This window comes from Herbaspirillum sp. FG34 (assembly GCF_057809315.1).
The window spans coordinates 181,996-204,968 of record NZ_JBMDJS010000007.1 but is presented as its reverse complement, the minus strand read 5'-3'; the positions used below and the strand labels follow the sequence as shown (position 1 = coordinate 204,968).

The following is a 22,973-nucleotide window of genomic DNA, read 5'->3' as shown; positions in this document are numbered from 1 at the left end:
AAACTTAGGTCTTTGCCAGCCCCTGTGCCCGCTGTTCCAGATGCGACAGCAAGCGCTGTCCCTCGTCAGAGTGGAACCAGTCGGCATGGCCGAGGAAGTAGGTGTCATAGGCCAGCGAGGCATTTTGGGGCGACTGCGTGACGCCATGGAAATAATCCAGCTCGGCCAGCGCGAACTCCGCATGGACCAGCGGCAGCAGTGCCGCCAGCGCGCGTACCTGGCGCGCGCTCAGGGGCAGCGTGGCGGCATAGCCGTCGAGCATCGCATCGAGCAGATCCAGATGCACCAGCTGCACGGCGCGCTGCGGGATGGCCAGCCATTCGACGATGTTGCGCTCGATGGCCGTGGCCAGGTCGTGCAGCGCACAGGTACGGTCACACAAACCGAAGTCGAGCACGGTTTGTACCCTGGCCTGATCGGTGGCATCGGTCCACAGCAGGTTGGAGGCGTGCCAGTCGTTGTGCGTCCACAGCGGGACGAATTCATCCAGATAGGGTTTGAGTGCGGCATGCCAGGGCAGCAGGTGCTGCGCCACTTCGCCACGCCACGGGCGGTTTTCCAGATATTCCGCAATGGCCGGGCGCTGCTCGATGTAGTGCTGCAGCGGACGCACCGGATCTTCCTGCGAGAAGATCGTGAAGCTCGACACCAGCGGCCGCGCCGGTCTTGCCGGGGCATCGTAACCGGCAGAGGCCTGGTGCAGACGGGCCAGCATCTGACCCGCCGAATGCGCATGGGTGCAGCTGGTGAAAGGCGTCCATGACATCGCCTCGCGATACAGATCCACTCCCGGCGCCAGCGGAAAGACTTCATAGGTCCAGTAATCGTCGGCCAGCGCAGTGGCGCCGTCGGTGGTGGTCAGTGCGCTGCTGACCGGCAGGCCGCGCGCCTTCAGGTGCGCCACGAAGCGATGTTCTTCGGCCAGCGCCGTTACATCGCGTACGCGCGCGTGATGGCGTTTGACGATGATGGGGCCGCTCTCGGTCTGCATCACGCAGGCTGCCGAGAACGGGCGCGGGCTGTGCCATTCCAGTCGCAGCGGCTGACCCACGCCGGGATAGTGGCGCAGCACGCGCGCTACCTCGGCCGAGGTCAGCGCGGGCCAGTCGGAGATGACAGGCTCCACGCCCATGCCGTGGCTGATGACGCGGGTGAGGTGATGGGAAGCGGCGTCCATGGGCTTTCAGCAGAACAGCAAATCAGAAATCATATTGCAAGGACAGGCGCGCCGTGCGCGGTGCGCCCAGGTGGACGTAGCCGTCGCCCAGGTACTGGCCGGCATCTTTCCAGTAACGCTTGTCGAAGACGTTGTCCACATTGGCGCGCAGGGTGGCCGTGTGGCCGCCAATGCGCAGCCGGTAGCGCAGGCCGGCATTGAAGACGTGCACGGCCGGCAGGTTCACGCTGCCATCGCGGGTGGCGGGCTTGCTGGCGCTGTAGAGCCAGCTGCCCATGAGGTTCACGCCCTCCACCCCCGGCAGGGCATAGTCGGCATAGACGCTGCTGCGCAGGCGCGGCACGTTCACGACCTGCCGGTCGTCATAGGCGGCCGTACCGGTGTCGCTGGCACGGGCACGGGTGGCCGTCACGCTGGCACCCACCGACAGGCGCGCGCTGAGCTTGCCGCTGGCGCCGAGCTCCAGTCCGGTGTTGGTCTGCCGACCTTGCTGGACGTAGGTGAAACCGCTGCTGCTGTTGTCCGGTTGCTGATACTCATAGGCTTTGCGGATACGGAACAGGGCCGCGGTCAGGGCCAGATCCGGCGAGACATCGTATTTGACGCCGGCTTCCAGCTGACGTGCCACCGACGGCGGCAGCGTGGTCGGGAAGTTGCTGACCCAGAACGGCGCCGAGGTCCCCAGCGTGAGCGTCTCGGCATAGCTGCCGTAGAGCGAGAGCTTGTGCATGGGCTTGAAGATCAAGGCCAGTTGCGGCAGGAACAGATTGCGCGAGGTGGTGCGGGTGACGCTGCCATCGGAGGCGAAGGCCTGTTCGTTGAGCCACACCTGACGGCCTCCGGCAATGGCTTGCCAGTGCTCGGACAAGAGCAGTCGGTCGCTGAAGAAGAGCGCCTTCTGGCGACTGTCCAGATTGCGATATGCCGGGCCGGGGACATCGGTGGCCGGGGCCAGTGCCGGGGTGCCGGAATAGATGTTGCCACTGCCGACCAGTACGCTGATGCCATCCGATTTATCCACCACCCGGCGCGACATGGCCATCCCCATGGTCAGCTCATGCTTGAGCCAGCCGGTGGCGAACTTGCCGGTCATGACGGCCTGCGCCTCGTCATTGCGGCGTTCGTCATCGGGTACGCGATAGTCGTACACGTCGAAATCGCCATTGGCGGCAAAGCTTGAAGAAGCCCCGCCACCGCTGCCATACGGGAAGGCCAGATTATCGTCGATGACTGCCCGGCTGCGCCCGGCCTGCACGTAAGCATGCCAGTCGGCATTGAGATCGGTATCCACCCGCAGGCGGTAGTTCAGCGAGCTGTCACGCACCGGCTGCGCCCACGATTGCGGCGTCAGCATGGTCTGGGGCGAGACGCCCGAGGGCAGCGTGGTGCCGCCCAGCAACTGGTAACCGGCCACCGAATGCTGGGCCTTCTGCTGGTATTCGGCGTCGAACTGCACCAGCGTCTTCGACGACAGCGCCCAGGTCGCCGAGAGCGAAGCGAAGTCGCGCCAGCCATCGCCATTGTTGACGTAGGAGTGGATGTCTTCGTGCGCGGCATTGATGCGCAGGCCGAACTGCTTCTGCGGTCCGAAGAGTGCACCGAGGTCGGTGGCCAGATAGCGCGATCCGTAGGAGTCCGTCCCCAGCGTGATCGAACGCACATCGGCCGGACGCTTGGTGACGTAGTTGACGATGCCGCCCGCGCTGCTCACACCGGCCTGCAGGCCGGCCACACCCTTGAGGAATTCGACGCGCTCCTTGTTCTCCAGTGCGACGGTCTGCTCGCCGGCCACGGTGAGGCCGTCGATGCGATAGGCGCTGGCCGGGTCCAGCGTGATGCCGCGGATGCTGAAGTTCTCGTAGTAACCGACCGGGGCATAGTTCTCGTTGATGGAGGCATCGTTCTTGACCACATCCGAGAGCAGGCGCGATTGCTGGTCCTGCATCTGCGCGGCGGTGACCACGGCCACCGAGGCCGGCGTGTCGATCAGCGGTGCATCGTCGAAACCGGCCACGGCAGCCGAACGTGCCCGGCCGTCGTCTTTGCCGGTGCCGCTGGCGGTGACGTTGACGGTGGGCAGGGAGTCGCCCTTGTCGTCGCCGACATCGGCTGCGCGGACGGTGGCCGAGAGGCTCAGCGAGGTGCCGGCCAGCGTCAGCATCAGCGTGGAGGCCAGGGGTGCAATGCGTTTCATCGTGGTTCTATCGTGGAAGGGAAGCAGCAGGAGCACGCCGTGCGCGCTCCCTCATCAACAGGGTAGTCAGGGCAATCAGGGCAATCAGGGCAGGACGGAAGGTCAGCGGTTGCGTGCCGTGGCAACGGCACGACCGAGGTCGGCCACCGACATCGCATAGAAGTAGCTGCGATTGTACTGCGTGATGGCATAGAAGTTGTTGGTGGCGATCCAGTACTCGGTGGGACCGGTGCCGTTCTGCAGGTCCACCAGGCCAAAGCGCATGCCCGCCGGCAGGGGCGGCGTGGAGATGCCGGCGGCATGCAGCTCGTCGGCGGTGTACTTGGCTTCCAGGCCCTGGTTGAGCATGGCTTCCCACTGGCGGTTGTCGCTGGAGACCTGCACCGGGAAGGCCACCGGCTCACCGCGCTGCCAGCCATGGACGGCCAGATAGTGCGCCACGCTGCCGATGGCGTCCACCGGAGAATTGCGCAGATCGATCTTGCCGTCGCCATCGAAGTCCACCGCATATTCGCGGATGCTGCCCGGCATGAACTGCGGCCAGCCGATGGCGCCGGCATAGGAGCCGCGCAAGGACATCGGATCGATGCCGGCCTCGCGGGCCAGCAGCAGGGTGTTTTCCAGTTCGCCCCGGAAGAAGGCCATGCGGGCATCGCGGTTGGCCGTGTTGGGATAATCGAAGGCCAGCGTGGTCAGCGCATCCATGACGCGGAAGTTGCCGGTGTTGCGGCCATAGACCGTTTCCACGCCGATGATGCCGACGATGATTTCCATCGGCACGCCATACTGCGCCTCGGCGCGCGCCAGGGCCACGCCATAGGTGTTCCAGAAATCGACCCCGGCATTGATGCGCACCGGTTCCACGAAGCGGGCGCGGTAGGCCGTCCAGTTCTTGGGCTTGGTCACGGGGGCCGGCTTGATGAGCTGGATGGCGCTGTCCACGTAGCGGGTCTGCGCGAAGAGCGCATTGAGATCGCTGCGCTGGAAATGGTTGCGGTCCACCATTTCATCCATGAAGCGGGCCACGTCCTTCCATTCATTGAAGTTGACGAACTCGCCCTGTTCATCGGTGGCGATTTTCTTCCTGGCTTGCGGCTTGTTTTTTTTCTCTGCCGGTTTCTTGTGTGTTTTATCCACAGCCTTTTTCTGGTTTTTCTTTTCCACAGACTTGCCGTCCTGCGCCTGCGCGGTCATCGGCAGGGCACACAATGTGGCAATGAGCAGGGAGGAAACGAGGGCGGTCAGGCGAGGCAGGGAGATGGGCATGAGCGGGATGAGCAGCAGGGGGAGGCCAGACAAGCGGCCAAGTATACCGCATCGGCCACCCCGCCCCATGCCGGTGCATGCGCGTGAGCAGGCTTTGACCACGATCAGCGACAGCCAATGTACACTAGCCCAAGGAGACAACCCGGCTGGCAGGATGTTTGCCGGGTGGCAATATCATCGCAACAAGATCGCAACAAGAGCAAGAATGACCACCGCCATCTATACGCACGCCGATTGCCAGCGCCATGAAATGGGGGACTGGCACCCCGAGACCCCCGCTCGTCTGGAGGCCATCGAGGACCAGCTGATCCTGAGCCGCATCGATCAGTTCCTCGACCGCCGCGAAGCCCCGCTGGCCGATCCGGCCGAACTGGAACGCGTGCATACGGCCGCGGCCGTCGACTACGTGCGCGAGCACAGCCATGCCTTGAGCCTGTCGGGCCAGTCCTATCATTCGGTTGATGGCGACACCCTGCTCAACCAGCACAGCTGGAAAGCCGCTCTGCGCGCAGCTGGTGCGGCAGTGGCCGCCACCGATGCGGTGCTGGCCGGGGAGCTGGACAATGCCTTTTGCGCGGTGCGTCCGCCCGGCCACCATGCCACCCACGACAAGGCCATGGGCTTCTGCCTGTTCAACAACGTGGCCCTGGCCGCGCGCCATGCCCTGGAGGTGCATGGACTGGAACGGGTGGCGGTGATCGATTTCGACGTGCATCACGGCAATGGCACCGAGGATATCTTTGCCCATGATCCCCGGGTGCTCATGGTGAGCTTCTTCCAGCATCCCTTCTATCCCTTCTCGGGCGACGGGCCGACCGAGTCGCACATCGTCAACGTGCCGGTGCCGGCCTATTCCGATGGCAATACGGTGCGCCAGCTGGTGAACGAGAAATGGCTGCCGGCGCTGCATGCGCACCAGCCGCAGATGATCTTCATCTCGGCCGGCTTCGATGCCCACCGCGAGGATGACATGGGCCAGATGGGCCTGGTGGAAGCGGACTACGCCTGGATGACGCGGCAGATCATGAAGATCGCCGACCAGTATGCCAAGGGCCGTATCGTCAGTTGCCTGGAAGGTGGCTACAACCTCTCGGCGCTGGGGCGCAGCGTGGTGGCGCACCTGAAGGTCTTGGCCGACCTGGAATGAACGTTGGATTTTCCACAGGCGGTTTCAAGAAATGGCGCGATAAAAACCAAGGTTTTTTTCGCGCCTTGTTTTATGCACAGGCCGCATGCCGGATTCTTCATCAAACCTCGGCAGGCTCATACGCCTCATACGCCTCATACGCCTCATACGCCGCAATGATCGCATCGGCCACCGCCCGCACCCGCGCCGTGCGGTTCAGGTCGCTGTGCAGCACCAGCCACATGTCGTAAGGCACGGCGCGCTGCGGCCAGATGCGCACCAGGCCGCTGGCCTTGTCGCCCACGTGGGTGGGTAGTTCGCCAATGCCGAAACCCGCTTGCAGACTGTCATACATGACCAGGCCGGTGCTCACTTCCATGGCCACGCTGGCGTGGGCGATGGATTCGCCGCAGATCTGCTCGGACTTGCTGGGCGAGACGCTGCGCGGATAGATCACTACGTCATGTCCCTTGAGGCCCGTACCGGGATCGGGCAGTCCGCGCTTTTTCACATAGGCTTTCGAGGCATACATGCCGGTATGCAGCCGCTTGAGATGGCGCGCGATCAGGTCTGGCGCATCCGGCCGCAGGGTGCGCACGGCAATGTCGGCTTCGCGTTTGGTGAGGTTGGTGATCTGGGTGGAAGTCGAGAGCACCACGCGGATTTTCGGATGCTCCTGGCGCAGCCGGTGCAAGGCCGGTAACAGGAAATGGCGCGCCGTAATGTCGGTGGCCGCCAGCCGCACCACGCCGCACAGGCGTTCGTCCATGCCCTGCATCTGCCGTTGCAGTTGTTCCGCACCTTGCTCCATCTGGTTGGCCGCCGCAGCGGCCAGCTCGCCCGCCGGGGTCGGTACGTAGCCGCTGGGCGTGCGCAGGAACAGGCGCGCTCCCAGCGAGCTTTCCAGGGCGGCCAGGCGGCGGCCCACAGTGGCCTGGTCGATCTCCAGCTGTTCGGCGGCCCCGCGCAAGGTGCCCACGCGATAGATGGCCAGGAAGATGCGGGCGTTGTCCCAATCCATGATGTGCCTTTGCTGCAAGAGGGGAGGTAAGTGATGGCCTGATGCAAATTTGCATCAGCGTGCTGATCTTATACCTCTTTATTGCATCACTGTCCAAGCCTAGAATCTGCCCCATTGAACCCCGCCCCGGCGTTTCCGGTCGCGGGTTTGCGGTTCTCCCTCGCACCGTGCGTGCAGAAAGTTCTGTTGCCATGTCTTCCACACAATGCCCTCGTGCGCCAGCCTCGGTGCTGGTACCTCCCATTGCCCGTGCCACCCCGCATGCCGGCATGCTGCCGCTGGTGGCGCTGGCCATCGGTTTCGTCATGGCCATGCTGGACGTGACGGTGGTCAACGTCGGGCTGTCCAATATCTCCACCAGTCTGGATGCGCCATTGTCGATGCTGGTGTGGATCGTCGACGGCTACACGCTGACCTTCGCTGCCATGCTGCTGGTGGGGGGTGCTCTGGCTGATCGCTTCGGGGCGCGCCGGTTGTACCTGACCGGCCTGTTCCTGTTCGTGCTGGCCTCGCTGCTGTGCGGGGCCGCGCCCAATGCTCCCTTCCTGATCGCGGCACGTCTGCTGCAGGGCTTGGGCGCGGCCTTCTTCATGCCCAGTTCGCTGAGCCTGCTCACGCACGTCTATGAGGATGACCGTGTGCGTGCCCGCATGCTGGGCGTCTGGTCGGCGACTGTCGGCCTGGCTGCTGCTGCCGGGCCGCTGCTGGGCGGTGTGCTGATCCACTGGCTGGGCTGGCGCAGCGTGTTCCTCATCAACGTGCCGGTGGGCCTCTTGGGTTTGCTGATGGCGCGCAGGTTCATTCCGCAGGTGGTCGGCCATGCCCGCGCACTGCACCTCTACAGCCATCTGGCGGGCGTGATCATGCTGGCCGGGCTGTCCTTCGTCCTGATCCAGGGACCGGTGTATGGCTGGACCTCGCCGCGCATCCTGGCTGCGCTGGCGGTGGCGGTGCTGGCTGCGGTGGCGCTGGTGCGGCATGAACTGCGCGGCATTGCGCCGCTGTTGCCCAAGGCGCTGTTTGCCACGCCGCAGTTTGCGGCGGCCAATGGTATCGGGTTCCTGATCAACTTCGGGGTCTATGGCAACCTCTTCTATCTCGCGCTGTTCCTGCAGCAGGGCAGGGGCGCGGATGCGCTGCAGACCGGCTTGCAGCTGGTGCCGATGATGGCGGTGATCTTCTTCGGCAATCTGATGTCGGGCCGCATGGCCGCCCACTGGGGGCCGCGTGTACCGCTGCTGCTGGGGCTGTCGGTGGGCACGGTCTTTACCGCCGTGGCGATGGTTTTCCGTCCCGAGACGCCTTACTGGCTGCTGGCCCTGGTGTGCGCGGCGGCCAACCTGGGTATCAGTACGGCCATTCCCGCCATGACCACGGTGGTCATGCAGGTGGCCGGCAAGGCCCATGCCAACAGCGCGGCGGCGGCACTCAATGCCAATCGCCAGATCGGTGCGCTGGTCGGCGTGGCCTTGATGGGCGCGATCCTGCACAGCGTTCAGGGCTGGAGTCTGCGCAATCCGCTGGCCTTCGGCGTGATGGCGCTGGCCTACGGCGTCGCCTTGTGGCTGGTGTGGCGCTTTGTGGGCGTTGTCAAGGAGCAATGGGTGACCCGGCGCGCGTGAGTGCGGGTGTTGTTCCCTGTCCAATGGCCTGCCCCGACTTGTGCGCGGCAGGCCGTTTTCTTGGGGATTTGTTAGGGTTTGGCGGGGCAGGGCCGTAAAATAGCGCCTTCACGAAATACGCATCAGAAAGAAGCTCCGCATGTCCATCCAATGGTTCCCCGGTCACATGAACTCCGCCCGCCGCAAGGCCGCGGAGAGCATGGAAAAAGTCGATATGGTCATCGAAGTGGTCGATGCCCGCCTGCCGCAGGCCAGCTGCAATCCCATGATCGAGCAGTTGCGCAATGCGCGCCAGCGTCCCTGCCTGAAGATCTTGAACAAGACCGACATGGCCGACCCGGTGGCTACGCAAGCCTGGATCGACTTCTACAACAGCCAGAAGGGCGTGACTGCCGTGGCGCTGTCCTGCAAGAAGCCCTCGGACGTGGCGCGCGTGCCCAAGCTGGCCATCCAGGTGGCACCGCATCGCGGCACTGCCCTGAAGCCGCTGCGCATGATGATCATGGGCATCCCCAACGTGGGCAAGTCGACCCTGATGAATGCGCTGCTGAAAAAGCGCGTGGCCGCCGTCGGTGATGAACCGGCCGTGACCAAGACGCAGCAGCGGCTCTATCTCGGCAACAACATGGTGCTCACCGATACCCCCGGCATGCTCTGGCCCAAGATCGAGCATCCCAGCGATGGTCTCATGCTGGCGGCCAGCCATGCGGTGGGCAGCAATGCCCTCATCGAAGAGGAAGTGGCGACCTTTCTGGCCGACCTGCTGCTGCAGCGTTATCCGCAACTGCTCAAGGCACGGTATGGCTTCAATACTGACGGCATGGATGGCGTGGCGGTGGTGGAGGGTGTGGCGGCCAAGCGCGGTTTTCGTCTCAAGGGAGGCGACTTCGATTTCGAGAAGGCCGCCCATACCTTCCTGCAGGATTATCGTAGCGGTGCATTGGGTCGCATCTCGCTGGAGACACCGCAGTCGCGTGCCGAGCTGCTGGCGACGTATCGGTCCACCGACAATCCTGAGGCCCTGCAGGCCGAGGATGAAGAGGAAGACGACGAGGACTATGACTGGCGAGACGCTCCGGATCACCGGGGGCGCTGAATCTAAGTTTTGCTCTGCGGAAAACTTAGAAAGCGGATTTCAGAAACTAAGTTTTTGGGGATCACCGGCAAGCCACCAATTCCCGCTCAATGAAAAAGGCCAGCTCGATGAGCTGGCCTTTTCGTTGATGCAGGCAAGTGAGGCGTGGCGGATTACCAGGAGGTGATCACGGAACCCTTGTACTTTTCCAGCACGAACTTCTTCACTTCCGGGCTGTGATAAGCCTTGACCAGCTTGGCGACCCAAGGCTTGTCCTTGTCGGCAGCGCGCACGGCGATCACGTTGACGTAGGGACCGGTGGAGGCTTCCACGGCGATCGAATCCTTGGTCGGGGACAGGCCGGCCGATTCAGCGTAGTTGCCGTTGATGACGGCAGCGTCGAAGTCATCCAGCGAACGCGGCAGTTGCGCAGCATCCAGCTCGACGATCTTGATCTTCTTGGGGTTCTCGACGATATCCAGCGGGGTGGCCTTCAGACCGGCATCGGCTTTGAGCTTGATCACGCCCTTGGCCTGCAACACCAGCAGGGCACGGCCACCGTTGGTAGGATCGTTGGGCACACCCACGCGAGCGCCCGGCTTGAGGTCGTTGAGCGACTTGATCTTCTTGGAGTACACGCCCATCGGGAAGGTGATGGTGCTGCCAACGCTGACGAACTTGTAGCCACGGTCCTTGATCTGCGCATCCAGGTAGGGCTGGTGCTGGTAGGAGTTGGCGTCCAGGTCACCGGCGGCCAGGGCGGCGTTGGGCTGGATGTAGTCGGTGAATTCGATGACCTTCATCTTCACGCCGTCTTTTTCGAGCAGCTTCTTGACCTGTTCCATGATCTCGGCGTGGGGACCGGCGGTCACACCCATCTTGATCTGGTCTTCGGCCATGGCCGGGGCCGAGATCAGGCCGGCGGCCAGACCCAGACCGGCGATGAATTGAATCAACTGACGACGCTTCATGACTTTCCTTTCGAGCTTTGAGGTGGGCAGCAGATAGCTGCCGTTTTTGTAGAGATTGCAGTGCTCAGCGGTGGCTGAGCTTGCGGACCAGCAGGTCTCCCAGGGATTGCACCACCTGGACGAACACGATCAGGATCAGCACCACGGCCAGCATGACTTCCGGCAGGAAGCGCTGGTAGCCATAGCGGATGCCCAGGTCGCCCAGGCCGCCGCCGCCGATGGCGCCGGCCATGGCCGAATAGCCGACCAGGCTGACGAAGGTGATCGTGAGACCGGCGACGATACCAGCAAATGCCTCGGGCACCAATACCTTGTAAATGATTTGCCAGGTGGTGGCACCCATGGCCTGGGCCGCTTCCACCAGGCCGTGATCGACTTCGCGCAATGCGGTCTCGACCAGGCGCGCGATGAAGGGCGCGGCGGCGATGGTCAGCGGCACGATGGCCGCGGCGGTGCCGATGGAGGTACCCACGAAGAAGCGCGTCATCGGAATCACCGCCACCAGCAGGATGATGAAGGGCGTGGAACGCACTGCATTGACCAGCAGGCCGGCCACGCGATTGAACGCCACATTGGGCAGCACGCCCTTGGATTCGGTGATGTGCAGGGCGATGCCCAGCGGGATGCCCAGCAGCGAACCGACCACGCCGGAGATGGCCACCATCATCAGCGTCTCGCCGAAGGCGCTGATGAACAGATCGATCAGTTCAGATGACATGGTTGAGCTCCTCGACGACCACGCCCTGTTCGCGCAGGTACTGCATGGCCTGGTTGATGTTGTCCTGGGTGCCGTTGGCGAGAATCGCCAGCGAACCGAAAGCCTGTCCCTGGATCTCGTCGATCTGGCCGTGCAGGATGTTGAAGTTCAGGTTGAAGCGGCGCACCGCTTCCGACAGGTGCGGCTGGTCCACATCACTGCCGGTGAAGGCGAAGCGGAACAGGTGGTCGGTCCCCTGTCCGGCATCGGCACGCGCCAGGCGTTCGCGCAGACGCGCCAGCACCCCCTTGGGCAGTTCGTGGGCGATGACGTCGCCGATCAGGGCACGGGTGACTTCGTGGCGCGGCTGGCGGAACACCTCCAGCACTTCACCCTGTTCGATCACCTGGCCGGCTTCCATGACGGCCACGCGATCGCAGATGTCCTTGATGACTTCCATCTGGTGCGTGATCAGCACGATGGTCAGGCCCAGTTCGCGGTTGATCTTGCGCAGCAGGTCGAGGATGGAGCGGGTGGTTTCGGGGTCCAGCGCCGAGGTGGCTTCGTCCGACAGCAAGACCTTGGGATCGTTGGCCAGGGCGCGGGCGATGCCTACGCGCTGCTTCTGGCCGCCGGAAATCTGCGCCGGATAGCGGTCGCGCAGGGCGGTCAGTCCGACCAGTTCCAGCAGGGGCTCGACCTTGGCGGCGATGTCGGCTTTGCTCTTGCCGGCCAGTTCCAGCGGCAGGGCGATGTTGTCGTAGACGCTGCGCGAAGAGAGCAGGTTGAAATGCTGGAAGATCATGCCGATGCCACGGCGAGCCTCGCGCAGTTGCGAGGCCGACAGCGAGGTCAGGTCCTGGCCGTCGAGCAGGATGCGGCCGGCAGTGGGGCGGTTGAGCAGGTTCAGGGTGCGCACCAGCGTACTCTTGCCGGCGCCGCTTCTGCCGATGATGCCGAAGATCTCGCCCTTGCGGATCGACAAATCGACATGGCGCACCGCGTCGACATTGCCGAAGCGCTGGGTGACAGCTTGTATTTCGATCATGATGAAAAAGAAGAAATGGCAGCGGGCCCCGGGCACCTGCGCCAGCGCGGCATCATGGGACGCTGCGGGCGGGTCAGGACCTCAGGTCTCCACTGCCATCAATATTTTTATAAGAAGCCGTTATTTTAAGGCTGCAAGGTTATATAGGGAAAATAAATTTTCGCCTATGTATATAACCGGCGCGTCTTAGCACGGGGCGGGAAGTGCTTTGTGGACTGGATTTTCTGACCGGATCGCGGTTCGCGGAGAGGGCAGGACAATAGCTTGTCTCGTTGTTGAACGAGAAAGTATTCGAATAAATTTTGTCGTTCAGTCCATTTTTCGCTGGAATGCCTTGGATGACGCAGCGGGCGCTTATCTTCCTGAATTTTTGCCCGGCGTGCTGCAGCGCGCCGGGCAAAGACGCCGGAATCCCTCCCATGTACGCCTTTCCTGTCACGGACCTCGCCCTGCGCCTCGATGCGCTGCTGGAGCTGGCCGATATCGATGAAGTCATTCTCACCCGCGAAGGTGCCGACAACCTGGTGCTGGTGCGCGAACCTGTCTGGCGCGGGGTGCAGGAAGCCCTGCACCTGCTGGGCAACGATCTGAACGCCGAGCGTCTGCTGTGCAGCCTGCTGCAACTGCGCGCCGAGCTGCTGCCGCTGAACAATCCGACATGACCCCGCTCTGCATGACCCCGCTGGCCCGGGAAGACCTGGCCTGGTGGCGCCGTCACGACCGTCGGGTTGCGCGTCAGTTGCTTCATTTGATGCGTCGGCTACGTGACGACTCCTGCATTCCACCGGCTCGACAGGTTGCCTTGCCCCTGCGTCTGCCCGGTCTGTTCGCCCTGCGCCTGCATGGCGAACATCGTCTGGTCATCGAGCGCGTGGCGGGCAGGGTGGTGATCCATCAATGCCGCTTCCATTTCTGATGGCCTCCCAAGTTTGACTCCCACTATACGCGACAGGTGTGGCGATAAAACATCGGAATAGTCTCATAAATGAATGAAATTCAAGGAATGATGCTTTTGAAGAAATAAAGACGGTTTAGATTTGCCGTGACTTCTTGATTTACTTTGGGAAGCCTGGGTGGTGCCTTCGCCATGCTGCGACGCCCGCCCGCCAATCAACAGCAATCAAACCACTACGGAGTACTCTATGAAAAAGTCCATCCTGGCCCTGGCCGTGCTGGGTGCCTTCGCCGGCGCGGCGCACGCGCAAAGCGGCAGCGTGACCATCTACGGTGCGGTCGATGCCAGCCTGTCCTATACCAACAAGATCGCCACCAAGGACGGCAAGGAGACGGGCGGCCAGATGGCGCTCGATTCCGGTCTGCTCAAGGGTTCGCGCCTGGGCATCAAGGGTATCGAAGACCTGGGCGGCGGCCTCAAGGCCGTCTTCACGATCGAGAACGGATTCAATGTCGATACCGGCGAGGCAGGTCAGGGCGGCGTGCTGTGGGGCCGTCAGGCGACCATCGGCCTGTCCGGCAACTTCGGTACCATCCTGGCCGGCCGCCAGAAGGACGTCCTGGACGATGTGGGCAGCATCAGCTCGGCGGGCGACTTCGGCGGCGTGGTCAGCCGGGTCCACTCGCTGAACCTGGATCGCACCAACGGCGAGCGCGTCAACAACTCCATCCGCTACAACACCCCGAACTTCAACGGTTTCACCGGTAGCGTCATCTACGGCTTCGGCGAGACAGCCGGCAGCACCGGCGCCGGCCAGTCCTTCGGCCTGGGTGGTACCTACGCCAATGGTCCGCTGAACATCGGTCTGGGTTATTTCCAGAGCAAGTTGGGCGCAAGCTCCAGTGATGTCAACGGTCCTGCGGCTTGCAAGGGCGAGGTGGTTGGCAAGGACCGTGCCGGTGATACCTGCCTGAAGACCTGGACGCTGGCTGCGGCCTACGACTTCGGTGCGGCCAGGGTCTACGGTTCCTATTCGCACGTGGCGCTGCCGCTGGGGAAGGTACCGTCGGAGATCGCCAACAATCCGAAGCATGACTACAGCTTCGCCTCGCTGGCACATCCCAAGGGCCGTAATCCCCAGCCGAAGTACACGATGGACAGCACCGGTCACTACGTCATCGGCGGTGCCAACAACCGTTCCAGCAGTACGCTGGATATCGGTGTGAACTACCGCGTCGCGCCGTCTCTGTCGCTGATCAGCAGCCTGCAGTACACCCGCGCCAGGTTCATCGGCAGCGCCGATGGCCGCCTGCTGCAGGTCAACCTGGGCGCCAAGTATGACCTGTCCAAGCGCACCAGCACCTATGCCGTCGTACGCAACCTGCGTTCGTCCGACATGTACAGCGTCGGCCTGGGCAAGGAACGCGTCCCTGGTCTGGACCGCAGCCAGACCGGCATCAACGCCGGCCTGATCCACAGCTTCTAAGATCTGGCACTGCATCCGGGCTCGTGGGAGCCCGATGTTTGGCCCGCATCCGCAAGGATGCGGGTTTTTTTTATACCTCGTTGCGGCACGACACATGGTGCCGGCGCAGTGTGCGCTGAGCGGCTTTCCTGACAGCGCGGGTACGCAAGGGCCCTGGCATCGTTTTGGTGATGGCGCAAGGGAGCCGGTCCGAGCGCAGGGCAAGAAAAAACCCGCATCATTGCTGATGCGGGTTTTTCACTTGCAGCACAGGCCATGCAGCGCATGGCCCGCAGCCGGAAGGCCAATTACATCATGCCGTCCATGCCGCCCATGCCGCCCATACCACCCATGCCGCCAGGCATGCCGGCCGGCTTGTCTTCTGCCACTTCGGCCACCAGGGCGTCGGTGGTCAGGATCAGGCTGGCCACGGAGGCAGCGTTCTGCAGGGCCGAACGGGTCACCTTGGCCGGATCCAGCACGCCCAGTTCCACCAGGTCACCGTAGGTGCCGTTGGAAGCGTTGTAGCCGAAGTTGCCCGAACCTTCCAGCACCTTGTTCACCACCACCGACGGCTCGTCGCCGGCGTTGAAGACGATCTGGCGCAGCGGTTCTTCGATGGCGCGCAGCACGATCTTGATACCGGCTTCCTGGTCAGGATTGTCGCCCTTCAGATCCTTGACGTTGGCGCGAGCGCGCAGCAGGGCCACGCCACCGCCAGGCACGACGCCTTCTTCAACAGCAGCGCGGGTAGCGTGCAGGGCGTCTTCGACGCGGGCCTTCTTTTCCTTCATTTCGACTTCGGTGGCAGCGCCAACCTTGATCAGTGCAACACCGCCAGCCAGCTTGGCCACGCGCTCTTGCAGCTTTTCACGGTCGTAGTCGGAGGTGGCTTCGCCGATCTGGGTGCGGATCATTGCCACGCGTGCTTCGATGCCAGCGGCTTCGCCGTTGCCGTCGATGATGGTGGTGTTTTCCTTGCCGATTTCAACGCGCTTGGCTTGGCCCAGTTCAGCCAGGGTAGCCTTTTCCAGGGTCAGGCCGACTTCTTCGGCGATCACTTGGCCGCCGGTCAGGATGGCGATGTCTTCCAGCATGGCCTTGCGGCGGTCGCCGAAGCCAGGAGCCTTGACGGCAGCAGTCTTCAGGATGCCACGGATGTTGTTGACCACCAGGGTAGCCAGGGCTTCGCCTTCGACGTCTTCAGCCACGATCAGCAGCGGACGGCCAGCCTTGGCGACTTGTTCCAGCACCGGCAGCAGGTCACGGATGTTGGAGATCTTCTTGTCGAACAGCAGGATGAAGGGATTGTCCAGGGCGACGATCTGCTTCTCTTGGTTGTTGATGAAGTACGGCGACAGGTAGCCGCGGTCGAACTGCATACCTTCGACGATGTCCAGTTCGTTTTCCAGCGACTTGCCGTCTTCGACGGTGATGACGCCTTCCTTGCCGACCTTTTCCATGGCCTTGGCGATGATGTCGCCGATGTCCGCGTCGGAGTTGGCCGAGATCGAGCCGACTTGAGCGATTTCCTTGGAGGTGGTGGTGGGCTTGGCCAGGTTCTTCACTTCGCCGACGATGGCGGTGACAGCCTTGTCGATACCGCGCTTCAGGTCGGTCGGGTTGAAGCCGGCGGCGACGTACTTGAAGCCTTCGCGCACGATGGCTTGCGCCAGCACGGTGGCGGTGGTGGTACCGTCACCGGCGTTGTCGGAGGTCTTGGAAGCGACTTCCTTGACCAGCTGGGCACCCATGTTTTCCAGCTTGTCCTTCAGTTCGATTTCCTTGGCGACGGAAACGCCGTCCTTGGTCACGGTCGGGGCGCCGAAGCTGCGCTCGAGCACGACGTTGCGGCCCTTGGGACCCAGGGTGACCTTGACTGCATTGGCCAGGATGTTGACGCCGTTGACGACCTTGGCGCGTGCTTCATCGCCGAAAATAACTTGCTTTGCTGCCATGTTGGATTCTCCAGAAATTCGGTTCAGTTCATATAGCCTGGCGCGCGACTGAAATTTCAGGGGCGCCGGCTGCTGTCTTGCTGCCGCAGGCCTTCAGATTTTCTCTATCTATATAGAAGGAAAAGGAAGGCCGGATGCCGAATTACTTCTCGACGACGGCGAACAGGTCTTCTTCGCGCATGACCAGCAGTTCCTGGCCATCGACCTTCACGGCCTGGCCGGAGTACTTGCCGAACAGAACGCGGTCGCCGACCTTCACGGCCAGTTGACGGACCTTGCCATCTTCCAGGATCTTGCCGTTGCCGACGGCCAGGACTTCGCCTTGGTCCGGCTTTTCGGTCGCTGCGTCAGGCAGAACGATACCGGAAGCAGTCTTGGTTTCCTGGTCGAGGCGCTTGACGATAACGCGATCGTGCAAAGGGCGAAGATTCATGAGAACTCCTTAATTTTCAATAAGTTAGCATTGATTGCGGCGTAGCCTGCAACGGTTTTCTTCCAAATGCAGCAAACCTCACCGCAAGAAAAAGGGGATTGCGTCCGGCGGTGCTGTTAGCACTCTGCCGTGACGAGTGCTAAGTATAGGGATGGGGCGGGGAATTTTCAAGGCGTCGATGGCCATGCCGGACGTTTTCCGCTGCCGCAGGGCGCTCCGGAGCTCAAAGAAATTCGAGGCTTAATCAGAATAATTATCAAACGCCCCGAAAAATGCGCACGACTTAATACGAATCATTACTATTCCGCCTCCTTTCGGGTGTCTGCCCGAAAGATTCCCTTTTTCAACAAGAAACAAGAAATAAACGGCGGAGGTTCGCCAATATTTTTATTGGACCGAAATGTTATGAAGACTAGTCAGGCCACTTTGCTTTTTGCGCACGATCTACGCATCGCCACCTCAACCCTCGTCTCGCTGGCCATGCTCGGCTGGCCACTGGCAAGCCTGGCACAGCAGCCGGCCGCGGCCCAGGTGCAGTCCGGCCTGGAGCCCATCCAGGTCAGTGGCGACTGGCTCGGCACCGGTCTGGAGAGTAGCGTGAAGACCTATCCGGGGGCGCGCACCGTGGTCAAGAAGCAGGAGATCGACAGCACGGGCGCCATCAGCATCGGCGATGTGATGCGCCGCATCCCCGGCGTGCAGTCCAGCGACAACGCCGGCACGGCAGGCAGCGCCATCGCCCTCAACATTGGCGTGCGGGGACTGACCGGGCGCTTCTCGCCGCGCTCCACCATCCTGCTGGACGGCATTCCGATGGCGGTGGCGCCCTATGGACAGCCGCAACTGTCCTTCGCACCACTGAGTCTGAACAACATCGAATCCATCGACATCGTCCGCGGTGGCGGGGCCGTGCGCTTCGGGCCGCAGAACGTGGGTGGCGTCATCAACTTCAAGACGCGCTCCATCCCGGCAACCACTGGCATCTCCGGCGATGCCTCGGTGCGTTACAACAGTTACGGTCAGGGTGGGGGCAATACGCAGACCACGGCCTTCGCCGGCGGCCAAAACGACAACGGCATCGGCATGGCCTTTCTTTACTCGGGGCAGGATGGCCGCGGATGGCGCGACAAGAGTGACGAGCACCTCAATGATTTTGCGCTGAAGATGCGTTACGCCCTCTCGCCGAGCGCCGAACTCTACGCCAAGCTCAACTACTACGACGTGATGAGTCGCACGCCGGGCGGGCTGACCACGGCGCAGTACGCCGCCGATCCGTTCCAGAACACACGCCCGCGCGACAACTGGAGCGGCACCCGAAAAGGCTTCGACCTGGGTTACCTCAACACGATATCGGACCATCAGGAGTTCGAGATCCGTAGCTATTTCAACCAGGCCACCCGCCAAAGTACCTTGATCAATGCCGCCCGGGTGCAGCTCTCGCATCAACCGCGCAACTACGAAACCCTGGGCATCGAGCCACGCTATACGCATCGCCTTGCCTGGGGCAGCGTCACGCACGATGTCACGGTCGGCTATCGCCATGTCCGCGAGCGTGGCGACGACAACCTCCATAACGAGTCAGTGCGCACCGGCGCACTGAGCGGATTTGCCCAGTTCCGCAACAGTACCGATGCCCACGCCGGCTATATCGACGACAAGATCGCCTTCGGCCAGTGGCGCATCACCCCGGGTCTGCGCTTCGAGCACGTCAGGTCGACCCGAGTTGACGTGAATAAAAAGGCATCCTACGAGACCGGCAGCAACAAGCCGCTGCCCTCCATCAATGTGGCCTACCTGCTGACCGGGCAACTGACCTTGTTCAGCAATTACAACACCTCCTTCGGCGTGGTGCAGAATTCGCAACTCAACACCATGTCCTCGGCCAATCCGCTCTCTCCGGAGCTGGCCAGGACAATGGAAGCGGGCGCGCGCTGGAAGAGTGCGCAGGCGTCTGCCGAAGCGACGCTGTTCCACCTCGATTTTGACAACCAGATCGTGTCCGTCCAGGGAACCAATCCCAGTGTCTTCCGCAACATCGGCAAGACCCGGCATGATGGCATCGAACTGGCAGCGGACTATACCTTTGACCAGCAAGGTCCGTTGCAGGGCTGGTCGGTCTTTGCCAACTACACCTACACCCGGGCCCTGCAGAAGTCGGGCAGCAACCCCGGCAAGGACCTGCCGTTCTATGCCCGTACGACCGATACGCTTGGCGCCCGCTTCAAGTCCGGCCCATGGGGTGTGAGCCTGTCGACGACGCACCAGAGCCGACAGTTCGCCGATGAAGCCAACACCCTGGCCGAAAGCACCGACGGCAGCCTCGGGGAAATCCCGGGTTTCCGCCTCTGGCATGCCCAGGCAAGCTGGAAGGTGCCAGGCAGGAAGGGGCTTGATGTCACCGCCGGCATCAACAACCTGACCGATCACCGCTACTTCACCCGTACCGTGGACGGCAATCCTGGCAAGCTGGTGGGCGCGCCGCGTACCTTGTACGTGCAGGGGCGTTACGCATTCTGATCAGCGCCTGCGAAAGACGCGTCGTGAACGGGCCGCCATGGAAGGTTCCTGATGGCGGCCCCTCACTGACGGGTGCGATCAGCGCATCAAGGCCGGAATTTGCGGCAAATGAATGAAAATTCTCATTTTGCAGGATCATTTGCGCATGGACTGAGGTTTCCGGGGTGGTCTGCCTGAGTTTCAAGTGCAGTTTTCTTCCGGTCGCCCACCCTTATTGGTGCGCTCCTTCGCATTTCGATTCAAAAAAGTGCATAAAACGTGCGATATGAATGAACAACCGCGTTGGCACGGAACTCGCTCTCCCAGCCGCACCATTACGGTGTATTCTGCCCGGCGGGGCGGTGTATCGGAGGAGCTGCCCCGCCTGGCCTGGCGCTTTGGCCGGGCCGCTTGCCTGCTGTGGCTCCGTCCCTTTTTAACCGGGGATGACCATGCGGAAAGCGCCCGAGTCGAGATGCTGCAAGGCATGGCTCGTTTTTTGCAGTAGCAGAGTCCGCAAGCAAGAACCGGTCAGCGACTGGGAGGCGCTGCGGCGCTTTCCGATCATGGCACCGTCCACATGGCGCTCAGGATCGGTCAGTGCACATAACAAATGGCACAACGAACTGCGTTTTCAATCTTTCATTGGAAGTAATAGGAGCAATTCATGCAAAAAATCAAAATGATTCCTGTCGCTACGGCACTGGTGGCAGCGTTCGCATTCGCAGGGGCTGCGCAAGCACAAGAAGTCATCAAGATCGGTCACGTCGCTCCCCTGACCGGTCCCAACGCGCACATCGGCAAGGACAACGAAAACGGCGCCCGCATGGCCGTGGACGAACTCAACGCCAAGGGTTTCATGATCGCCGGCAAGAAGGTCACCTTCCAGCTGGTGGCCCAGGATGACGCTTCCGATCCGAAGCAAGCCACCACCGTGGCTCAGGCCCTGGTCGATGCCAAGGTCAAGGGCGTGGTCGGTCACATGAACTCCGGCACCACCATCCCGGCTTCCAAGATCTACTATGACGCCGGCATCCCGCAGATCTCGCCGTCGGCCACCAACCCCAAGTACACCCAACAGGGCTTCAACACCGCCTTCCGCGTGGTGGCCAACGATGGTCAGCTTGGTGGCGTGCTGGGCCGCTATGCCGTCAATGAGCTCAAGGGCAAGAGCGTGGCCGTCATCGACGACCGCACCGCCTACGGTCAAGGCGTGGCCGAAGAATTCCGCAAGAGCGCAATGGCTGCCGGTGCCACCATCGTGGCAACCCAGTACACCACCGACAAGGCCACCGACTTCAACGCCATCCTGACCTCGGTCAAGTCCAAGAAGCCGGATCTGGTCTTCTTCGGCGGCATGGATGCCGTGGCCGGCCCGATGCTGCGCCAGATGGACCAGCTGGGTATCTCGGCCAAGTTCATGGGCGGTGACGGTATCTGCACCACCGAACTGCCGGCCCTGGCCGGTGCCGGCCTGAAGGACAGCGAAGTGGTCTGCGCCGAAGCCGGTGGCGTGACCGAAGCCGGCAAGAAGCCGCTGGAAGACTTCAAGGCAGCCTACAAGAAGAAGTTCAACCAGGACGTCGTGATCTACGCACCGTACACCTACGATGCGCTGATGACCCTGGCTGATGCCATGCAGCAGGCTGGCTCGTCGGATCCCAAGGTCTACCTGCCGTTCCTGGCCAAGATCCACCACAAGGGTGTGACCGGTGAAATCGCCTTCGACTCCAAGGGCGACATCCTCAACGGCACCCTGACCCTGTACACCTACAAGGGTGGCAAGCGTACCCTGCTGAGCGTGGTGAAGTAAGCAACAAGCTTCACATCCGGTTCCATGACGGAACCGGATGAAGCCGCTGTGACAAGCCCCGGCCCTGGTGCCGGGGCTTTTTGTTTCATATCGACCAAAAACCAGGCCGCCCCGTCAGCGCATTTCAAGATTATAATGAGACACGTTCTCATTCATTTTCTTGCGGTCATGGCCGACCTTGCATCTTCCCGTCATCAAGACATCGCTGGCATCTACACCGGGCATCACCGGTGGCTGCTGGGGTGGCTGCGCCGTCGCACCGACAATGCCGACCTGGCCGCCGACCTGGCCCAGGATACCTTCGTCAAGATGATGGTGGAGCGCCGCGACTTCACCCTCGATGAAGTCCGCGCGCTGCTGGCCACCATCGCCCGCGGCCTGATGATCGACCATTTCCGCCGCTGTGCGCTGGAAGCGGCCTTCCTGGAGATGCTTGCGCAGATGCCGCCCGAGCATCTGCCTTCGCCCGAAGCGCAACTGCTGGTGCTGGAAACCCTCAACGAAGTCGACGCCATGCTGGCCGCGCTCCCCCCCAAGGTGCGCAGTGCCTTCCTGCTGTCCCAGTTAGATGGCCTGGGCTATGCCGAGATCGCGACCCGTCTGCAGGTCTCGCTCAGTTCGGTGCAGCAATACATGAGGCGCGCCTTCACCGCCTGTTACCGCCTGCAGTATGGCCGCTGACATCAGCCCGCCGAGCGAGGACATCGTCATGGCCGCCATCGACTGGATGGTCAGACTGCAATCGGGCAGCGCCACCGACCACGACCAGCAAGCCTGCCGCCGCTGGCGGGCTCAATGCCCGCAGCACGAGCTGGCCTGGCAGCGCCTGCAGTGCCTCAGCGAACGGATCGCCACGCTGCCCGCGACCCTGGCCCACGGCAGCATCGGCGCCAGTCCTGCCCGTACCCGCCACAACCGCCGCTTCGCCCTCAAGACCCTGTGCATGACGATCGGTGCCGGGCTGCTGGCCACCAGCGCTGCGCGCCTGGCGCCATGGCAGGCGTGGATGGCCGGGTACACTACCGGCACCGGTGAACGGCGCCGCGTGGTGCTGGCCGACGGCACCGTGCTGGAACTCAACAGCGCCACCGCCGTGGATGCGGATTACGACCAGCAGCGGCGCCTGCTGCACCTGTATCGCGGCGAAGTGCTCATCAGCACGGGACATGAACGTGATCGCCCCTATCGGCCCTTGCTGGTGCAGACCCGACTGGGCCAGGCGCGCGCGCTGGGCACGCGCTTCCAGTTGCGTGATGCGCAGGAGGGCATGCGCCTGGCTGTTTATGAGGGCGCGGTGGAATTCCGTGCTCATGATGAGCACGCGGCGGTACGCGTGGACGCCGGGCAACAGGGGCTGTTCGATGCGCAAGGACTGGTCGGCGGTCTCGCCCCGGCCAATGAGCAGGCCAGCGCCTGGATCGAAGGCGTCATCATCGCCGATCACATGCCCCTGGGCCAACTCGTGGCCGAGCTGGAGCGCAGCCTGCCTGGCAGGCTGCGCTGCGATCCTGCGGTCGCCAGCCTGCCGATCTCAGGCGTGTTTCCGCTCGACCAGCCCGCCCGCATCCTGGCCGCGATCGCCCGGACCTTGCCGGTGCGGGTCGATTCCTTCACGGACTACTGGATCACCTTGCGACCACGGGATGCCACCTGATGCAGGCATTGGCGTAAATCATTTTCATTTTTTTCTGCAGGTTTTTGGATCTCGTTCGGTTT

The 22,973-nt window shown here is 62.5% G+C and carries 19 protein-coding genes; 10 read left to right on the top strand and 9 right to left on the bottom strand.

Going from position 1 to position 22,973, the window contains the following annotated elements:
- Positions 1–4: 4 nt before the first annotated feature.
- From ACODSZ_RS11500 to mltB, 3 genes are all read right to left on the bottom strand, one after another.
- Positions 5–1,177 (bottom strand): phosphotransferase enzyme family protein, encoded by a 1,173-nt coding sequence (locus tag ACODSZ_RS11500; protein ID WP_488927618.1) that lies wholly within the window; start codon positions 1,175–1,177, stop codon positions 5–7.
- A gap of 22 nt (positions 1,178–1,199) precedes the next feature.
- Positions 1,200–3,371 carry a TonB-dependent siderophore receptor gene (locus ACODSZ_RS11495; RefSeq protein ID WP_488927617.1) on the bottom strand — a complete coding sequence of 724 codons (2,172 nt, stop codon included), beginning with the start codon at positions 3,369–3,371 and terminating at the stop codon, positions 1,200–1,202.
- 102 nt (positions 3,372–3,473) lie between these two features.
- The gene (gene mltB, locus ACODSZ_RS11490; RefSeq protein ID WP_175342823.1) at positions 3,474–4,637 is read right to left on the bottom strand and encodes a lytic murein transglycosylase B; all 1,164 of its coding nucleotides are present in this window, start codon (positions 4,635–4,637) and stop codon (positions 3,474–3,476) included.
- Between the two features lie 205 nt (positions 4,638–4,842).
- Between mltB and ACODSZ_RS11485 the strand changes: the two genes are divergently transcribed.
- Entirely contained in the window at positions 4,843–5,784 is a 942-nt protein-coding gene (locus ACODSZ_RS11485; protein WP_488927616.1) for a histone deacetylase family protein, read from the top strand.
- 100 nt (positions 5,785–5,884) lie between these two features.
- Here the strand turns inward: ACODSZ_RS11485 and ACODSZ_RS11480 are convergent, their stop codons facing one another.
- Positions 5,885–6,784, bottom strand: coding sequence for a LysR family transcriptional regulator (locus ACODSZ_RS11480; RefSeq protein ID WP_488927615.1), 900 nt, complete (start codon positions 6,782–6,784; stop codon positions 5,885–5,887).
- A gap of 191 nt (positions 6,785–6,975) precedes the next feature.
- On the opposite strand from ACODSZ_RS11480, the gene ACODSZ_RS11475 reads away from it, so the two are divergent.
- Entirely contained in the window at positions 6,976–8,406 is a 1,431-nt protein-coding gene (locus tag ACODSZ_RS11475; RefSeq protein ID WP_488927614.1) for an MFS transporter, read from the top strand.
- 139 nt (positions 8,407–8,545) lie between these two features.
- Positions 8,546–9,502: a ribosome biogenesis GTPase YlqF gene (ylqF, locus tag ACODSZ_RS11470; protein WP_488927613.1), complete on the top strand. Its 957-nt coding sequence runs from the start codon at positions 8,546–8,548 to the stop codon at positions 9,500–9,502.
- A gap of 152 nt (positions 9,503–9,654) precedes the next feature.
- Here the strand turns inward: ylqF and ACODSZ_RS11465 are convergent, their stop codons facing one another.
- From ACODSZ_RS11465 to ACODSZ_RS11455, 3 genes are all read right to left on the bottom strand, one after another.
- Positions 9,655–10,452 (bottom strand): MetQ/NlpA family ABC transporter substrate-binding protein, encoded by a 798-nt coding sequence (locus ACODSZ_RS11465; RefSeq protein WP_008325958.1) that lies wholly within the window; start codon positions 10,450–10,452, stop codon positions 9,655–9,657.
- Positions 10,453–10,516: 64 nt separating this feature from the next.
- Positions 10,517–11,170 (bottom strand): methionine ABC transporter permease, encoded by a 654-nt coding sequence (locus ACODSZ_RS11460; RefSeq protein ID WP_008325959.1) that lies wholly within the window; start codon positions 11,168–11,170, stop codon positions 10,517–10,519.
- The gene (locus ACODSZ_RS11455) at positions 11,160–12,197 is read right to left on the bottom strand and encodes a methionine ABC transporter ATP-binding protein (protein ID WP_175342737.1); all 1,038 of its coding nucleotides are present in this window, start codon (positions 12,195–12,197) and stop codon (positions 11,160–11,162) included. The genes ACODSZ_RS11460 and ACODSZ_RS11455 overlap by 11 nt, the downstream gene beginning before the upstream one ends.
- A 419-nt stretch (positions 12,198–12,616) precedes the next feature.
- On the opposite strand from ACODSZ_RS11455, the gene ACODSZ_RS11450 reads away from it, so the two are divergent.
- From ACODSZ_RS11450 to ACODSZ_RS11440, 3 genes are all read left to right on the top strand, one after another.
- Positions 12,617–12,859, top strand: a complete 243-nt coding sequence (locus tag ACODSZ_RS11450) for a hypothetical protein (protein WP_008325962.1) — start codon at positions 12,617–12,619, stop codon at positions 12,857–12,859.
- Positions 12,856–13,113, top strand: a complete 258-nt coding sequence (locus ACODSZ_RS11445) for a type II toxin-antitoxin system YoeB family toxin (RefSeq protein ID WP_175342738.1) — start codon at positions 12,856–12,858, stop codon at positions 13,111–13,113. The genes ACODSZ_RS11450 and ACODSZ_RS11445 overlap by 4 nt, the downstream gene beginning before the upstream one ends.
- A gap of 226 nt (positions 13,114–13,339) precedes the next feature.
- Entirely contained in the window at positions 13,340–14,578 is a 1,239-nt protein-coding gene (locus tag ACODSZ_RS11440) for a porin (protein WP_175342739.1), read from the top strand.
- A 287-nt stretch (positions 14,579–14,865) separates the two neighbouring features.
- Here the strand turns inward: ACODSZ_RS11440 and groL are convergent, their stop codons facing one another.
- Positions 14,866–16,515 carry a chaperonin GroEL gene (groL, locus tag ACODSZ_RS11435; RefSeq protein WP_008325965.1) on the bottom strand — a complete coding sequence of 550 codons (1,650 nt, stop codon included), beginning with the start codon at positions 16,513–16,515 and terminating at the stop codon, positions 14,866–14,868.
- A 142-nt stretch (positions 16,516–16,657) separates the two neighbouring features.
- Positions 16,658–16,948, bottom strand: coding sequence for a co-chaperone GroES (groES, locus tag ACODSZ_RS11430; RefSeq protein WP_008325967.1), 291 nt, complete (start codon positions 16,946–16,948; stop codon positions 16,658–16,660).
- A 405-nt stretch (positions 16,949–17,353) separates the two neighbouring features.
- Between groES and ACODSZ_RS11425 the strand changes: the two genes are divergently transcribed.
- The 4 genes from ACODSZ_RS11425 (at position 17,354) to ACODSZ_RS11410 (ending at position 22,911) form a co-directional block, all read left to right on the top strand.
- Complete coding sequence (locus ACODSZ_RS11425) at positions 17,354–19,465, top strand: TonB-dependent receptor family protein (RefSeq protein ID WP_488927612.1); 2,112 nt, start codon at positions 17,354–17,356, stop codon at positions 19,463–19,465.
- A gap of 646 nt (positions 19,466–20,111) precedes the next feature.
- Positions 20,112–21,257 carry a branched-chain amino acid ABC transporter substrate-binding protein gene (locus ACODSZ_RS11420; protein WP_008325990.1) on the top strand — a complete coding sequence of 382 codons (1,146 nt, stop codon included), beginning with the start codon at positions 20,112–20,114 and terminating at the stop codon, positions 21,255–21,257.
- Between the two features lie 168 nt (positions 21,258–21,425).
- Positions 21,426–21,938 (top strand): sigma-70 family RNA polymerase sigma factor, encoded by a 513-nt coding sequence (locus ACODSZ_RS11415; protein ID WP_488927611.1) that lies wholly within the window; start codon positions 21,426–21,428, stop codon positions 21,936–21,938.
- Positions 21,928–22,911 carry a FecR domain-containing protein gene (locus tag ACODSZ_RS11410; RefSeq protein ID WP_488927610.1) on the top strand — a complete coding sequence of 328 codons (984 nt, stop codon included), beginning with the start codon at positions 21,928–21,930 and terminating at the stop codon, positions 22,909–22,911. Before ACODSZ_RS11415 ends, ACODSZ_RS11410 begins: the two co-directional genes overlap by 11 nt.
- The last annotated feature ends 62 nt before the right edge of the window (positions 22,912–22,973 follow it).

What these genes read in the sequence shown, in the direction of transcription:
- ACODSZ_RS11500 (WP_488927618.1), bottom strand. Translation starts at nt 1,177, where the DNA reads ATGGACGCCGCTTCCCATCACCTCACCCGCGTCATCAGCCACGGCATG.
- ACODSZ_RS11495 (WP_488927617.1), bottom strand. Translation starts at nt 3,371, where the DNA reads ATGAAACGCATTGCACCCCTGGCCTCCACGCTGATGCTGACGCTGGCC.
- mltB (WP_175342823.1), bottom strand. Translation starts at nt 4,637, where the DNA reads ATGCCCATCTCCCTGCCTCGCCTGACCGCCCTCGTTTCCTCCCTGCTC.
- ACODSZ_RS11485 (WP_488927616.1), top strand. Translation starts at nt 4,843, where the DNA reads ATGACCACCGCCATCTATACGCACGCCGATTGCCAGCGCCATGAAATG.
- ACODSZ_RS11480 (WP_488927615.1), bottom strand. Translation starts at nt 6,784, where the DNA reads ATGGATTGGGACAACGCCCGCATCTTCCTGGCCATCTATCGCGTGGGC.
- ACODSZ_RS11475 (WP_488927614.1), top strand. Translation starts at nt 6,976, where the DNA reads ATGTCTTCCACACAATGCCCTCGTGCGCCAGCCTCGGTGCTGGTACCT.
- ylqF (WP_488927613.1), top strand. Translation starts at nt 8,546, where the DNA reads ATGTCCATCCAATGGTTCCCCGGTCACATGAACTCCGCCCGCCGCAAG.
- ACODSZ_RS11465 (WP_008325958.1), bottom strand. Translation starts at nt 10,452, where the DNA reads ATGAAGCGTCGTCAGTTGATTCAATTCATCGCCGGTCTGGGTCTGGCC.
- ACODSZ_RS11460 (WP_008325959.1), bottom strand. Translation starts at nt 11,170, where the DNA reads ATGTCATCTGAACTGATCGATCTGTTCATCAGCGCCTTCGGCGAGACG.
- ACODSZ_RS11455 (WP_175342737.1), bottom strand. Translation starts at nt 12,197, where the DNA reads ATGATCGAAATACAAGCTGTCACCCAGCGCTTCGGCAATGTCGACGCG.
- ACODSZ_RS11450 (WP_008325962.1), top strand. Translation starts at nt 12,617, where the DNA reads ATGTACGCCTTTCCTGTCACGGACCTCGCCCTGCGCCTCGATGCGCTG.
- ACODSZ_RS11445 (WP_175342738.1), top strand. Translation starts at nt 12,856, where the DNA reads ATGACCCCGCTCTGCATGACCCCGCTGGCCCGGGAAGACCTGGCCTGG.
- ACODSZ_RS11440 (WP_175342739.1), top strand. Translation starts at nt 13,340, where the DNA reads ATGAAAAAGTCCATCCTGGCCCTGGCCGTGCTGGGTGCCTTCGCCGGC.
- groL (WP_008325965.1), bottom strand. Translation starts at nt 16,515, where the DNA reads ATGGCAGCAAAGCAAGTTATTTTCGGCGATGAAGCACGCGCCAAGGTC.
- groES (WP_008325967.1), bottom strand. Translation starts at nt 16,948, where the DNA reads ATGAATCTTCGCCCTTTGCACGATCGCGTTATCGTCAAGCGCCTCGAC.
- ACODSZ_RS11425 (WP_488927612.1), top strand. Translation starts at nt 17,354, where the DNA reads ATGAAGACTAGTCAGGCCACTTTGCTTTTTGCGCACGATCTACGCATC.
- ACODSZ_RS11420 (WP_008325990.1), top strand. Translation starts at nt 20,112, where the DNA reads ATGCAAAAAATCAAAATGATTCCTGTCGCTACGGCACTGGTGGCAGCG.
- ACODSZ_RS11415 (WP_488927611.1), top strand. Translation starts at nt 21,426, where the DNA reads ATGGCCGACCTTGCATCTTCCCGTCATCAAGACATCGCTGGCATCTAC.
- ACODSZ_RS11410 (WP_488927610.1), top strand. Translation starts at nt 21,928, where the DNA reads ATGGCCGCTGACATCAGCCCGCCGAGCGAGGACATCGTCATGGCCGCC.